At 54.7% G+C, this 15013-nt stretch carries 13 protein-coding genes; 2 read left to right on the top strand and 11 right to left on the bottom strand.

The features are described 5' to 3' along the window. Positions 1-32 precede the first annotated feature (32 nt). The 11 genes from Thiowin_RS04355 to thrC all read right to left on the bottom strand — a co-directional run bounded on the left by Thiowin_RS04355 (position 33) and on the right by thrC (position 12228). Complete coding sequence (locus tag Thiowin_RS04355; RefSeq protein ID WP_328986512.1) at positions 33-968, bottom strand: 2-hydroxyacid dehydrogenase; 936 nt, start codon at positions 966-968, stop codon at positions 33-35. 6 nt (positions 969-974) lie between these two features. Then, a complete protein-coding gene (locus Thiowin_RS04350; RefSeq protein ID WP_328986511.1) occupies positions 975-2243 on the bottom strand; it encodes an aspartate aminotransferase family protein in 1269 nt (422 codons plus the stop codon). Positions 2244-2419: 176 nt separating this feature from the next. Beyond that, complete coding sequence (locus tag Thiowin_RS04345) at positions 2420-3511, bottom strand: tetratricopeptide repeat protein (RefSeq protein ID WP_328986510.1); 1092 nt, start codon at positions 3509-3511, stop codon at positions 2420-2422. 231 nt (positions 3512-3742) lie between these two features. Beyond that, positions 3743-3955, bottom strand: coding sequence for an MbtH family protein (locus Thiowin_RS04340; protein WP_328986509.1), 213 nt, complete (start codon positions 3953-3955; stop codon positions 3743-3745). 20 nt (positions 3956-3975) lie between these two features. Then, positions 3976-5235, bottom strand: coding sequence for a sulfotransferase (locus Thiowin_RS04335; RefSeq protein WP_328986508.1), 1260 nt, complete (start codon positions 5233-5235; stop codon positions 3976-3978). 64 nt (positions 5236-5299) lie between these two features. Continuing rightward, positions 5300-6379, bottom strand: a complete 1080-nt coding sequence (gene hemH, locus Thiowin_RS04330; RefSeq protein WP_328986507.1) for a ferrochelatase — start codon at positions 6377-6379, stop codon at positions 5300-5302. Continuing rightward, on the bottom strand, positions 6376-6972 hold the full coding sequence (locus Thiowin_RS04325; protein ID WP_328986506.1) for a hemerythrin domain-containing protein: 597 nt from the start codon (positions 6970-6972) through the stop codon (positions 6376-6378). Before Thiowin_RS04325 ends, hemH begins: the two co-directional genes overlap by 4 nt. A 44-nt stretch (positions 6973-7016) precedes the next feature. Then, a complete protein-coding gene (locus tag Thiowin_RS04320; RefSeq protein ID WP_328986505.1) occupies positions 7017-8732 on the bottom strand; it encodes a potassium channel family protein in 1716 nt (571 codons plus the stop codon). A 92-nt stretch (positions 8733-8824) separates the two neighbouring features. Then, entirely contained in the window at positions 8825-9208 is a 384-nt protein-coding gene (locus Thiowin_RS04315) for a DUF6394 family protein (RefSeq protein WP_328986504.1), read from the bottom strand. Positions 9209-9256: 48 nt separating this feature from the next. Further along, complete coding sequence (locus Thiowin_RS04310; protein ID WP_328988004.1) at positions 9257-10813, bottom strand: alpha-isopropylmalate synthase regulatory domain-containing protein; 1557 nt, start codon at positions 10811-10813, stop codon at positions 9257-9259. A 26-nt stretch (positions 10814-10839) separates the two neighbouring features. Beyond that, positions 10840-12228: a threonine synthase gene (gene thrC, locus Thiowin_RS04305; RefSeq protein ID WP_328986503.1), complete on the bottom strand. Its 1389-nt coding sequence runs from the start codon at positions 12226-12228 to the stop codon at positions 10840-10842. A gap of 676 nt (positions 12229-12904) precedes the next feature. Between thrC and Thiowin_RS04300 the strand changes: the two genes are divergently transcribed. Together Thiowin_RS04300 and Thiowin_RS04295 are read left to right on the top strand one after the other, a co-directional pair. Continuing rightward, on the top strand, positions 12905-13162 hold the full coding sequence (locus tag Thiowin_RS04300) for a DUF4212 domain-containing protein (protein WP_328986502.1): 258 nt from the start codon (positions 12905-12907) through the stop codon (positions 13160-13162). 12 nt (positions 13163-13174) lie between these two features. After that, positions 13175-14989 carry a sodium:solute symporter family protein gene (locus tag Thiowin_RS04295; protein WP_328986501.1) on the top strand — a complete coding sequence of 605 codons (1815 nt, stop codon included), beginning with the start codon at positions 13175-13177 and terminating at the stop codon, positions 14987-14989. Positions 14990-15013 lie beyond the last annotated feature (24 nt).

Below are 15013 nucleotides of genomic sequence, written 5' to 3'. Positions count from 1 at the left end.
AACTGCTTTATGGATCACTGCCAGCAAGACGATTAACTGGCATCCCTGCCGGTAGGCAACACTTGATTTGACCAAATGTGAAAGGATTTTTTTAGAGTCCCTTCCGTCGACCACGCAACATGGGGTGAGAGAATTGTACTTTCGTTTGATAGGAATGGATGTCCTTGCGCAAGGGGTTCTTGCGAAAAGACGTCGGCACAATAATAGCCAAGTCGACCTGTAAGCAAGGCATTGCTCACGGCCGACTCATCGACAATATCACCGCGTGAGACATTAATTAGGATCGCATTGTGTTTCATCCGCTCAATATTCTCGGAATTAAGCAGTCCGCGCGTTTCTTGTGTCAGAGGAACGGCAAGAGCGACAAAATCACTCTCCTCTAGCAACACTTGTAATTCGACACAGGTCGCATTATCAGTCATGGGATGGTTGGAGCAATCTCGTTTAGAGACCAAGAGTCGCATATCCCAAGTTGAACAGAGTTGAATAATGCGCCGACCGATGTGACCGAAACCTACAACTCCAAGCGTTTTTCCGCGCAAGCTTTGGTTCGTCGTGATGGCTTGATTCCAGGTTCCGCCGCGCATGGATGCGTCGAACTTGATCATTCCCTTGCACGCACACAGCAGTTGTGCAATCACGAACTCCGCGACTTCGTTGCAATAGACGTCATCGGGTAGTTTTGTCACCAAGATGCCACAGTGATGTGCCTCCTCAAGATCAACCAGGGAGGAAACCGACTGATAAAGAAAATTAATCTGCCGAATCTGGCCCCTCAACTGCCGCAGCAAAGCCCTGTCAAATGCGAGATGAATCACATCGACCATTAGCACATCGATGTTGTCATCCCTGACTCTGGCGATCAATTCCTCAGCGCTGAAGTGCGACGCCATGAATTGTCCGGGATGATAAAGGGGATAGTGGTTTTCCAGATGTTCTCGACAAACCCCAATGTAGAGCAGATTCATCGGTGCTCAAAGTATCTGTGCGTGAAATTTGTCAAAACACAAGCGCAAACGCTCCGCGATCACATCCATCTCCCTTTCAGTGATGACAATTGGCGGAATGATTTTAATGCTGTTGAAGTGAACCCCGCAGGCATAAAGGATCACGTGTTCCTCCAAGCAAATGGACATTAATTTTTTGGCGAGAAGATCCGATGGTTCCCCAGAGTTGGGATCTATTAGATCAAATGCGATGGCGAAGCCAACGCCGCGCAGATTGTTAACGTAAGGACTTTGACTCAGGAACTGAATCTTTTCTAAAAATACCGCACCCCGTTTTAATACATCATCGAATAACTGTTCTTTTTCGACATATTGCATGAGTCGGTTAGCTACACGCAGACCAAACGAACTATTGTTGAAGGTTGTCTGGAATGCCGTTCCTCGACTGGGAACCTTCTCGAACAATTCAGCTCGCGCAATAACCGCGCTTACGGGAAAATAACCACCACCGATCGATTTCGATAGCAGAACGACATCAGGATGCTCCACGCCGTATTGTTGATACACAAACAAGGATCCGGCGCGACCAAAGCCAACCTGAATCTCATCGACGACAAGATTCACTGAATGCTTCTGACATAGTTGACTAAGCCCAGGTAAAAACTGCTCTTTAGGAATAACAAAGCCGCCCGCACCTTGTATTGGCTCGATGATGACCCCAGCAACATCGTACTCGGCGAATAACTGCTCTATCTTTGATAGAGTATCCTCGACAGACACATCATTATGTTGACTCGGGAAGGATACGGATAAGGTGAAATCCGATATTGGTACACCATACTGCTCCCGCGCGATCAATCGTTTATCCGCAACTGACGCAGCCGCTTCACTCACACCGTGAAAGGCACCCTCGAAGGCGATGATGAAACGTTTTCCACTCGCGAAACGACACAATCGCAGTGCATCCGAGACCGCGGCTGAACCGCCGATATTGAAATAAACTTGATAGGCTTTTTTATTTCCGCCGACTTTCGAGGCAAGAATTTCGCTTAACTCGAGCTTGTCTTGCGAGTGAAATGAGTGTATTTGATCGACTTCTTTTACAGCTTCTTGAACAATCTTCAGGATCGGTGGATAGCAGTGACCAAAATTCACCGAGCAATAATTCAAAACCAAATCAAGGTATGGTTCGGAATCACCCTCAAACCATACCCACATTCCCTCTGCCTTCACGGGATTGAGAAAACGGTCATACATTCTTGATTCATCGCACGGGCACGCATAGGTGTCTTTCATGCGTTCATAATTGCGTTGTTCCGGCCCAGACATGTTGCCTCCCTTTAAAAAGTTAATTAAGTTAAAATCTCAGGTTGCATGACTAAAACTGTAAAAAAATTGAAAGGATCTGGTGCGCGTATATTCATCTCGTCGGCTTGCATTCAGTGTCATTTCCCACTTTAAGCGATACTCCCCTATCTGCCGCCAATCATATTCGGTGGAGAATCCGCGGAATCATCATTGATGGTTTCGGGTGAGAAATCACGAAAAGGAGAGAACTTTGAAAAAAGATCTGCGTAACATTCCGCTTCGGTTCGTGGATTGGTGGGGTCAGGTGGGATTTGCCCCAGTTCAGGTTGTTTTTCTACCAACCATGTACTATGAAGAACGGCCGCTCGAAATTCAGCCACGGCATCCGCCCAGGACTCTTCGCGCATCAGGAGCTCGCCAAGCATTCGATGGGCCATGCCGAGCTTTTTCACGCCCTTGGTCAAGGTGATGAGTCGCCGTCTGGCTTCCTCGAAATCGCGTGTTGCAATATTGACCTCCACGATGCCGAAGCTGGCTGCAACGCGCTCGGGGTCGAGTCGCTCAGAAGTCAGGAAAGCAGCCAGGGCGCTGTCGTGTTCACCTAAGGCAAGATGGCAGCGACCGAGAAGCTGATGCGCATCGGCCCGTTCGGGCGCGAGCGTGATCGCCTGATTGCAAGCATTGATGGCGCGTTGGTAATGCTTTAGTTCAAACAACAAGGCAGCTAGCCGCAGGAGGCTTTGAAAAGACTCTGGTTTGGCTCGTTCAACCTTCTCGATTTCGGTCAAAGCTGCTTGCGCATCCCCTTGCTTTTGATAAATACCCGCCAATGCTAGCCGAGCCGCCTCGAATTGCGGATTAAAGCTCAGTGCCTGTTGTAGATGGTCAATCGCTTGCTGAAATTCCCCTTGCTTGGCATGGATCCGAGCAATACTTAGCCATGCCATGATCACCGAGGGGTTGAAATTGAGTACGTCCTTGAATTTCGATAAGGCTTTTTCATCGGCGCCTTGACGCGCATGAGCGTAACCGGATTGCAAAAGAGCCGGGATAAAATCCTGGCGCAGATGCAATGCGCCTTCATAGTACTCCAAGGCTTCGTCGTCTTGCCCGCGCTTGGCGTGAATATTTCCGATTCCTACATATGCCATGGCGATATCAGGATGTTTTTCAAGAATTGCTTCATAGGCTGCAAGCGCATCATCAAGGCGATTGTCATCGATCAACTGTGCCGCTTCATCCAAGGAGGTCTTCACTGGATGGTGCTGCCCCCTTCGCTTAGCCGCGGGTGGACTTGACTCGCCTGAGGATTGAGAGGTAAGCGTTTGAGCAATTTCTGTCCCAGCGTCTTTGATTCGGACATTCCAATTAGCCATTCGTATTAATCCTGTATAAAGTCGCAGCCTTGGCGAGAAATATTGCCGATGTTGAGCCAATTGTGCCAAGTACTTTGGTGGTCGTCTCTTAGGTGATGACTTATTCGGTGATTAATATTGTTGTAATTGCAGGCGAAGGCTTAATGGACGTAAGTCGGTCCAGACTGTCTCAATGTGCTCGAGACATTCTGACTTGACCCCCTGCTTGCCAATGTCCGTCCAACCCAAGGGGAGTGTTTGATCGACAGGCCAAATCGAGTATTGTTCTTCGTGATTGACGACAACACGCCAAAGGGTTTGATCGGCTTTCTCTATCGGAGTCATGTCTTTTCCTCGATCTTGCCTCAATGAAGCATGAGGTCATTACTACCTGTTTGTTTAATGTCTTGATGTGAAGAATCGCTAGGTCCGCATTGCAATCCTCGCGCTTGTGCTAGGCCCGCCTCGCTAACTTTGCAAACGAAGCGGTCGTAGAGGGTAAAGCCTGGAACAGTGACATGTTGATAATCGTATCCCCGATCGCGTGCGTTTTGTTGCGCTTCTTGTTTACGCAGATGAGCAGCGAAGGGCTTTTCTAGTTTAAGCTCGAGAAAGTTGTAGAGCTGGGAAACAGCCTCGGGAATATTGGCTGTCAAGTGTCCAAAAGTGAGACGTGCCTGTCGTTGCGGGTCGATAAACTTTTCGCTTAATTCCACGAGATAGTCGCAATCCATGCGCATTCTTTCCAGAAAGGCGTCTCGCCAGCCGGGAACCTCAAAAGGGTCGATGTTGGTCTTGGCTAGGGTAGACATGCGTACCAGCGCCAAAAGCGAATCGATGAGTTCGCTGGCTGGCCGCACAAGAACAACGAAGCGAGCACGGGGGTAGAATGACAAGAGCATTGGAATTTTGTGATGGCTGGTGACTTCTTTTGAAAGGTAGAGCCTGGAATCAGACTGAGAGAGGAAAGCGACTTTCTGGATCACCTTGCGATGGGTCACAAGCATCTGGCGTCGTCGAGACTCAGGTAATTCTGGAAATGATTCAAGCACTGGAAGGAGTCCGGGAAAAGGAAATCTGAGAAAGACAAAAAGATGGTGCATGAACCTTTCTTCAAAAAAGACGCCGTCCTCTTCGTAGTCATAAAGCATATTTGGATGCATTCGCATCGCAATGCGACCAGTTTCGGAATTTGGCCAGTAGCTCGTTGTTTCAAGCATCGACTCCAATTTGAGTGCCCGGGCAAGCTTTTGTACAGAAATAAATGGATATCTCCATTCGAAATGGCGGATCGCAAAAAAGTTCCTTTGATCTGCCGCCAGTGTGCGGTGTAACAGCGTTGTGCCACAGCGTGGCTCGCCGATAATAAAGACGGGTTGAACTGGCTGTTTCCGGTAATTCGGAAACAGCAGTTCATCGAGATACCAAAGACATGTCCAGAGTGGTATCAATGCGCCATTGCGCAGCAGAAAGATGGCTTGACGCAGTCGAGCGCGGATCCCAATCCCTGGTTGTCTTACGATCAATACATACTTCCACAGTAATGCGTAGGTGCGAAGGTACGGAAATGGAGAGACAAAGGCCACCACAAGAAGCAATGCAACAAGAAGAAAGGCAAATATCATCGGACTCCCAGGCCATATTAAGGCGTTGGGTTAAATTTTCTCAAAGGGTTTGCAACCTCATGCACTAGCCAGCCGCGGCCATGTTCACCAAATGCGGACAGGCCCCGCCGCTGGCTTGCATCTCCGGCCAGCCGCAGGTATGGCGGGTGACCAACGCCGCCAGCATATCGAGATGGTCGGGGGTGTCGTTGAGGCAAGGGATATAGTAATAGCTCTCCCCGCCAGCTTCGATGAAATAACGGCGGTTTTCAACATCGATTTCTTCCAGGGTTTCCAGGCAATCAGCGGAGAACCCGGGGGCGATCACCTGCACGCTCTTGACGCCGTCACTGCCCCATAGTTTCAGAGTTTCATCGGTGTAGGGTTGGAGCCATTCATCACGTCCGACACGGGACTGGAAGGACACCAACCAGCGGTCTTCGTGCAGTTCGAGTTGTTCGGCGACCATGCGTGCGGTTTTGTGGCAATGGCAGTGATAGGGGTCGCCTGCGGTGAAGTAGCGCTTGGGGATGCCGTGGAAGGAAAACAGCAGACGCTCGGGCTCGCTTTGTTCCGCCCAGGCGCGTCGGATGCTGTCGGCCAGGGCGTCGATGTAAGCTGGCTCGTCGTGGTAGTGGTTGACAAAGCGGATTTCAGGGAGCCAACGCCAGGTGCTAAGTTCTTCGGTCACGGCATCAAAGCTGGACGCGGTGGTCGTGCCGGAGTATTGGGGATAAAGGGGCAACACCAGCAGACGGCGGACTGAGTCCGCTTTGAGCCGGTCCAGTGCCTGTGAGACTGACGGATTGCCATAACGCATGCCAAGTTCCACGCGCACTTTCGCGCCAATTCTTGCGCTCAGGCGTTCCTGCAAGCCAGCAGCCTGTCGCTGCGCGATATCGAGCAGTGGCGAGCCGCGATCTGTCCATACCGCTTGATAGGCACGCGCGGATCGAGCCGGACGCACGCGCAGAATGACGCCATGCAGAATAAACCACCATAGCGGGCGTGGAACCTCGACCACACGCGGGTCATTCAAGAACTCGGCCAGATAGCGGCGCACGGCATTTGGCGTGGGAGCGTCCGGGGTGCCAAGGTTCAGCATCAATACACCGAGCTTTTCCGGCATATCGTGCTGAAAATCGACTACGTTCTTGTATTTCATTCGGCGTCCTCGGTATCGAACTCGTCTTTCAGGTAATCATACAAGGTGCGGAAGCGCAGCGGGTCAAGCTGGCCGAACACTGGATCGGCGGCACTCGGTGCCTGTTGCTCGAGTTGCGCCCAGTCGGCCGCCGAGAGCAAGGCACAAGCAGCCGGAAACACTTGTCTTTCCTCTGCATCGATATGCCTGCGCATCAGGGCAATGGCCGCGAATCCTTGTTCCGCCACTGCATCGCGTGACAGCACTTCCTCATGCACTATGCCTTCAATGGCATCGCGAAAGGCGCGGTTCATGGCTTCAAGCTGACGATGCTGGTCGCTCAATTCCGCGATAGCCTGGACTAAAGCCGCGGGATCAATCCCGGGTAGTGCGTTATTTTGTTCGAGTGTGCCGCGCATGGCGGCGAAGATCTGCTCCTCACTCGGGTGATGGACTTGATCAGCATAGTCCACAACATATTCCAGCAACTCGCACAGCAATTCATAGTCGGGCTCATCACCGCCATGAAACCGCGCAACCGAGTTCTCAAGCAGAATCATAATGCGCCCAAAACGACGGTGATCGCCTGTTAGCCGATTGATTAGCGCAGTCATAGGGTGGTCTCCATCAGCTCAGGTTCCGGGGCACGGGGCTGCGGTCAGGTTCGCCAGCGCGCGGGCAAGTGTGGCTGCAATCGCTGCCAAACCCATCCGCGCTGCTGCGGTTGGCCAAGAGTTGTGCTCAGCACGTCGATATCTACCAGATTCCAACGCATACGCGAGCGCGCTCGACCATTACCGCAGCACAGCAGGCGGTCGCCTGCTTGCAACAGCATATCAGGCTCAGGCAACAGCTGATCTTTGCTACCACCTTGATGAAGCAGTATGATCGCCGACAGATTCGTGTCCGGCTCACCCGGATCCTTGAGCAGATCACTCAGCCGGATGTCGAAGCCAAGATCAGCTGCTTCAAGCAGCGCTGGCGCATCCTTGCGGTCGAAACCGAACTCCCAGACTTCAGGCGCGCTCTCCTGCATGGTGGCCGCCACGCGACTGACCAGCGTACAGGCCCAGGCCTCATCGCAATCCTGGACCAGGTCAAAAAAACGACTCAAGAGTGGCGATTTGAGCAGAGTCCGGATCCGATTGGCCACGATCAGGCTTGGATGCATGCGAGTATCCGCTTTGACCGCGCTAAACAAGTCTTCATTGACCAGGTTGTTTTCCCGCACCACCACAAAGAGTTCCGGATTGAGTGCCCGCGCGGTCATGACGATGGAAAGATTATTCGCATCGTTATCCGTGCCGGCAATCAGGCCAACCGCCTCGCGTATGCCGGCCTGTTCAAGGGTAGCGGCCTCGGTACCCCGACCGTGCATCCACGCCGTCGGTGGCGTGCCAGTGTGCTCAGGGCTCTGTTCTATGACCATGAGCTCGCACGCGAGCCCGCTGAGCTCCCGATAGACCGCTTTGCCAAAACGCCCGAAGCCGCACAGTATCCAGCGCCCGTGAATGGGTGGCTTGCGCGGTTCGCCCAGTTGGGCGTCGCGCAGGGCGCCAAGCCAGTCGTTAAGAATGGCATGGCAATGGGCGGACAACGCCATGCGCAGATAGCGCGCGAAGATCTCGAAGGGATTGAGGACATAGTTGGTATCAAACGACAACATATTGGCGGAAACGTCGTTCGAATCCGACCGGCAAATGACGGTTACCTCGGGATGCAGCAATTTTGCAGCCAGCGCGACTTTCAGATTGACCTCGTTGGAGGATGTCAATGCAAGTACCGCTTGACACATGGGATGGCGCAGGCCGCCACTCAAGAGTACATCTGGACACTGCGCATCCGCTTGCAGGGAAGGGACAAACTCGCGCAACTTTTCCAGCTGGAGCCCGTTTAAGCGCTCGAGATCGGAATCGATCACCACGGCTCGGCGACCTTCGCTGGTCAATGCCCGGACTAGGTCACGCCCGGTCTGACCGTAGCCCACGATCAGAAAAAAAGGCGTGGTGATCCGCTTGACACCGCCGGCGAAACGCCCTTCCGCCAGCGCGCGTTGCAAATTCTCGTCCTGCAAGAGCGCGATCAGTGACCCTACGGAGTAGAGCCACACGGTGACAGTGGCGTAGATGCAAAAGATCGTCCACAACCGTTGCGCGTCGCTAAACTCGTGCGGCAGTTCGCCAAAGCCAATGGTGGTGGCCATGTAGCTGACAAAATAAAAGGCATGGAAGAATCCCATGTGCCACACATTGCCATCTGAGTCCTGCCCGGGAACAAGCACCAGTCCGAAGACAGCAATGCTATAGACCACCACCAGGGCGAGCAGCGGTTTGCGCATGCGGCGCAATATCAGAAAATAGATGTTATCGATCATTCCCTGGTCACAAGGCGGGGCTTAGAACATCGAGCCGTCAAGCCGCAAGCCCAATCAGCCAATCGGCCGGGCGAAGGGGACAACAACTCGGTTCAACGCCGCAGCATCACGGTTTCCGCCACCAGCAACACCACGGAAATCACATTGGCCACCATGGCCCCACCAGCAAGAGAGACGATGCTGGCCATCACGCCGGGCGTCATGCCTGACTCCCACACATGGGCCGCCAGAATCCATATCAGGGCCGCGCCTACCAGCTGCAGCATGGCGACCAGTCCGGTCGCCAGTAGCATGGCGTCCACCTGGCTGCGATCACCAAGTTTCATGATCAAGGCCACGGCGTTAACGATAAACAAGATCACGAATTCGCGCAGGTGGTGATGCTCGAGATTATCGATTTCCCCGACAAAAAAACCAAAATTAAGCGTCAAGGCAAGGAAAATAAAAAACCCGAAGACTACTTTTTCCAGATTCATGGCCAGGCGGCTCCTTCGATTGTTGGAAACTGGCGCCGCGAACTTGCATCAGGCCGCGTGACCCGATGCTTCATTTTGTTGATGCGACCAATGCAAGACCAGATTCAGCATGCGCATGGTCGCGCCAATCGCGGCGAAGACCTGATTTGCATGGACCCCGCGGGTTTTGAACTCACGCCCGTTGTCCGACCAACTGATGGTGCATTCCGTCAGCGCATCGGTGCGTCCGCCTTTGGGAATGCGCACTTCGTAATCGATGAGTGTTGGCAGCTTCAGGCCCAGACGCTTGACGATACCTGACAGAGCATTGGTGAACGCATCGAAGCCACCATTGCCGCTGCCCGTGGCCGTGAGCTGGTCGCCATCCACGCAAATTTTGATGCTGGCGGTCGACTCAAGTCCCAAGCTACTAGACACGTTGCAGGCCAGTAGCTCGGCATGATCATAATCGCGACTTTCGAGCACCTCGGCGATGATGAAGGGCAGGTCCTCCGCCGTGATGGATTTTTTTGAATCCCCCAACTCGATAATGCGCTTGAGAACCTTGCGTTGATTCTCTTCCGATAGCGTAATATCAAGGCGTTCCAGGTTCTTGATCAGCGACGCTTTTCCGCTGAGCTTGCCGAGCGCGTAGGTGCGCCGGCGGCTGAAGCGCTCTGGCGACAGCTTGGTGTGGTACAGCCGACCCTTGTTATCGCCATCGGCATGAATGCCAGCGGTTTGGGTGAAAACATCGCTGCCGATGATAGGGGCGTTGTCGGCGATCCGCTTGCCGGAGAAATATTGCACCAACTCGCTGGCGCGCACGAGGTGAGTCTCGTCGATGCCGAGTTCCATCCCGAGTTGGTCGCGCAGGTTGACCACCACCTCGGCCAGCGAGGCATTGCCGGCTCGTTCTCCCAGGCAATTCATGGTGCAGTGGACCGCTGCCGCGCCGGCCCGGGCGGCGGCGAGCACATTTGCCGTCGCCAACCCGTAGTCATTATGCGGATGAAAGTCGAACCGGCAGTCGGGAAAACCTTGGATCATATCGCGCATGGCGGCGTATACGCGCGCCGGCGTCATCACTCCAAGGGTATCCGGCAACATCACATGACCGATGGGTGCGCCCTGTAATAGCCTCATCAATTCAAAGACATAGTCTGGATTGTCGGCATAGCCGTTGGACCAGTCCTCCAGATAGAGATTGACGCTAAGCCCCCGGCTCGTTGCGATCTCAAGGGTTGCGAGCACGTCGGCGGCATGCTCTTTTAGCGTTTTGCCGAGCTGGGTCTGGCAATGCTTTTCGCTGCCTTTGGCGAGCAGATTGATGACAGAGCCTCCTGCGGCGCGAATCCACTCGACACTCTGGCCGCGATCAACAAAGCCCAGCACCTCGATACGCTGATCGAGCCCTTTCTCGCGCGCCCAATCGATCATGGCCACCACGGCCTGCTGCTCGCCTTCGGAGACGCGCGCCGAGGCAACCTCGATGCGGTCGACCCGCACCTGCTCAAGCAGCACTTTGGCGATATTGGTCTTTTCATCGCGGGAAAAGGACACGCCCTGCGTTTGCTCCCCGTCGCGCAAAGTGGTGTCGAGAATCTGGATGGTGCGACCCTGCATGGCGGGCGACTCGTCTGGAACCACGCTCACTGGGTTGTCTCCAGAGTTGCTTTCAGCTGATCTCGGACCGCGTTCAGGTCGGCGGCGACCTCCTCGCAGCGCTCCTCTTTTTCCAGCAGGCCTTGCAGACAGGCAGGCGCTGGTGCATCCATGCCAATAGCTTCTTGCACCGCCTCGTTAAACTTCGCGGGGTGCGCGGTCGCGAGACAAACCGCGTCGGGCCAGGCCGCGGCTGCCCGCACGCCGACGGCGGTATGCGGACAAAGAAGATAGCCGGTCTCGCGATAGGTCTCGCGCATCTGCTCGAGAGTATCGGCATCGCTCACGGCGTTGGCGGCAAAGTCTTCGGCCGCGCGGCGATGTTCGGTTTTGCTGAATTCAATGCGACCGTCGCGTTGCATCGCGGCAACCCGGTTGCTGACCGCGTCGGCGTCCTGATCTAGTAAATAGTAGAGATAGCGCTCAAAGTTCGAGGCGACTTGAATATCCATCGCCGGGCTCAGCGTATGATGTACTTGCGTGAGAGAATAGAGTCCATGGTGCACAAAGCGCGTGAGGATATCATTACGATTGGTCGCAAGAATCAGTCGCTCAATGGGTAAACCCATGCGTTTCGCCAAATAACCCGCGAAGACGTCCCCAAAGTTTCCAGTTGGGACCGAAAAGCTGACGCGCCTGCTGATATCTCCTGCACTTAGCTGTCCCCAAGCATAAAAATAATAAACCGTCTGTGCCAGAATGCGCGCCCAGTTAATGGAATTCACGGCTCCCAGCCGATAACGCCTTTTGAAATCCAGATCGCTGAACAGAGCCTTGACGATGCGCTGGGCGTCGTCGAAAGTCCCCTTGACCGCCAGGTTATGGACGTTGTCATCCAGCACCGTGGTCATCTGACGCTCCTGCACCGGTGAGACCCGCCCCTTGGGATGCAGAATAAATATCTGGATGCGAGGCTTGCCGCGAACGCCGGCGATGGCCGCTGATCCAGTGTCACCCGAGGTGGCGCCGATGATATTGAGTCGCTCGCCGCCGCGAGCAAGAAAATGCTCGAACAAATTCCCCAAGAGTTGCAAGGCCACGTCCTTGAACGCCGCCGTGGGGCCGTGAAACAGCTCCAGGATCCGCCGCTCACCGGCCTGGGCCAAGGGGGTGATCTCGGGGTGGTCGAAATTCGCATAGGAGCGAGCCACCAGATCCTTCAGCTCGGCAGCCGATAGATCCTCGCCCACGAAAGGCTGCATGACCGCGCAGGCCAGATCCTGAAAACCCAGTCTGGACCAGGCCTGCAACTGCTCGGCACTGACCCGCGGCAGCGACTCGGGCACCAGTAGTCCGCCGTCAGTGGCCAGCCCCATCATGACGGCCTCGGCAAAGCCAACAGGCTCCACGCCGCCTCTGGTACTCAGATACTTCATAAGCTCTTGATAGTAACGGGTCGTGTTAGGTTGATATGGAGAGCGTTCAAAAGGACATTCCCTATTAAAGGATGAGGGAGAGGCATGATATTGGGTGGTGGCTAGTAGTGCGCTTTCACAGATGATACTCCCGCGCGCGCCCCAGTTTGCTCATTTCCGGCCCGATACTGCCAAATCCTTATCTCCAGCAGCGCAGCAAGTTAAGGCAAAGCGCGAGTCAGGGCAACCGCGCACGGCGGATTCAGATCTTGAGGCAACCCCTTGATCACACACGCAATCGAAGTTCTTGCAACGTAACAGGCATGTGTGGACCAATTGGGCTGGATACAAAGCTAAGACCACGGATTTCGCGCGGCATTGACAGGAACTGGGGTAAGACCAGAGAATGCCGCACCGCCAGCGCGTCTTGGGCAGAGACCGCCAGCGATAATAGAGCTCTATTCACTCCACAAAAACCTGAGGGGGTATCTGCCTGATCGACGCAGCTTGATTGTCTCCGCGGTCAAGAAATGTCCTCCAAATGCAATGCCTGAGTCATAGCCTGGGGGATTATTTGGTGAGACAGGCAATACGCTGCTCGGTCTTACCTGGATCGACCAAAGCCTCCGCCCGCGGTGTCTGTTCGATCACCTCACCCCCTTTTCGCAAGCCTCACACAAGAGGGAGGGACTTCAAGGTGACACCTGAAAATCGTGCTGACTATTGGACAGCGAACCTCAAATTACTCGCGATTCTGCTAGTAATCTGGTTCATCGTGTCCTTCGGATTCGGCATTCTTCTCGCGCCAGCGCTCAACGCCGTCAGTCTCGGCGGTTATCCACTTGGTTTCTGGTTTGCCCAGCAGGGTTCCATCTACGTCTTCATGGTGCTGATTTTCGTCTATGCCAATCGGATGAACAAACTCGACAAACAATTTGGCGTCGACGAGCAATAAGGGGAAGCATACATGGATAATCTTTCAATTTGGACCTACGCGGTCGTCGGCGCGACCTTCGCGCTCTACATCGGCATTGCCATCTGGGCCCGCGCGGCCAGTACCAGTGAGTTCTATGTCGCCGGCAAGGGCATTCATCCAGTGGCCAACGGCATGGCCACGGCAGCGGACTGGATGTCAGCGGCGTCTTTCATCTCCATGGCGGGCATGATCGCCTTCAACGGCTATGGTGCCTCGGTGTTCCTGATGGGCTGGACCGGCGGCTATGTGCTGCTGGCCCTGCTGCTCGCGCCCTACTTGCGCAAGTTTGGCAAATTCACCGTGCCTGAGTTCATCGGTGATCGCTACTACTCGCAAGCCGCGCGCATCGTGGCGGTGGTCTGTCTGATCCTGGCATCGGTCACCTATGTTATCGGTCAGATGAAAGGCATCGGCGTGGCCTTCTCGCGCTTCCTCGAGACCAGCTACGACATGGGTCTCTACATCGGCATGGGCATAGTGTTTGTCTACGCCGTACTCGGCGGTATGAAGGGCATCACCTACACCCAGATCGCCCAGTACTGCGTGCTGATCATCGCCTACACCATTCCGGCGATTTTTATCTCACTGAACCTCACCGGCAATCCGCTGCCGCAGCTTGGTCTGGGTAGCGAATACGTTCGCGACGGCGTCGCCTCCGGCATCTCCCTGCTTGCCAAGCTCGATCAAGTGGTGACGGAACTCGGTTTCAAAGAGTACACCACTCAGACCATGGGCAGCACCCTGAACATGTTTGCCTATACCCTGTCGCTGATGATCGGCACCGCTGGCCTGCCCCACGTCATCATCCGCTTCTTCACCGTCCCCAAGGTCGCCGACGCTCGCATCTCCGCCGGCTGGGCACTGGTCTTCATCGCCATCCTCTACACCACCGCGCCCGCGGTTGGCGCCATGGCTCGCCTGAACCTGATGGACACCATTCAGGTCGGTCCGGTTGGCTCGGAAACCGGCAATCTGCTGTATGAAGATCGCCCGGACTGGTTTAAGAAGTGGGAAACCACTGGTCTCCTTGAATTCGAGGACTTAAACGAGGATGGCCGCATTCAGTACTACAACGACAAGAACGCCGACTTTGCCGACACCGCGAAAGACTATGGCTGGGAAGGCAACGAAATGGTCACGGTCGACATCGATATCATGGTGCTGGCCAATCCAGAAATCGCCGGACTGCCGAACTGGGTCATCGCCCTCGTGGTGGCCGGCGGTCTCGCGGCGGCCCTCTCCACCGCCGCTGGTTTGCTGCTGGCCATTTCCTCGGCCATCTCCCATGACCTGCTGAAAGGCGTGTTCAAACCCGACATTTCAGAAAAGGCCGAATTGAATGCCAGCCGCGTCGCCATGGCCGGCGCTATCGTCGTGGCCGGCTTGCTGGGCTTGAATCCACCCGGTTTCGCGGCGGCAACCGTGGCCATCGCCTTTGGTCTGGCGGCTTCGTCCATCTTCCCGGCACTGATGCTCGGCATTTTCGACAAGCGCATGAACAACACCGGCGCCATCTGGGGCATGGTGGCAGGCATCACGGTCACCATGCTATATGTGTTCCAGCACGAGGGAATTCTGTTCATCCCCGGCACTGAGTTCATGATGGGCATGAAGGAAAATTGGTTCTTCGGTATCTCGCCGAACGCCTTCGGTGCCGTCGGAGCCATTGTGAACTTCGCCGTGGCGCTGATTGTCTCGCGTCTGACGGTGGCGCCGCCGGAGCACATCCAGACCCTGGTCGAGGATGTCCGCGTGCCACGTGGCGCGGGAGCGGCTCCGCACATTAGCGCGGCCCTGGATCATTGATCACTAATCACTGATCATTAATCT

Source organism: Thiorhodovibrio winogradskyi (assembly GCF_036208045.1).
Classification (GTDB): Bacteria; Pseudomonadota; Gammaproteobacteria; order Chromatiales; family Chromatiaceae; genus Thiorhodovibrio; species Thiorhodovibrio winogradskyi.
The sequence above is the reverse complement of the archived record's forward strand: the minus strand, read 5'-3'. Positions and strand labels throughout refer to the sequence as shown.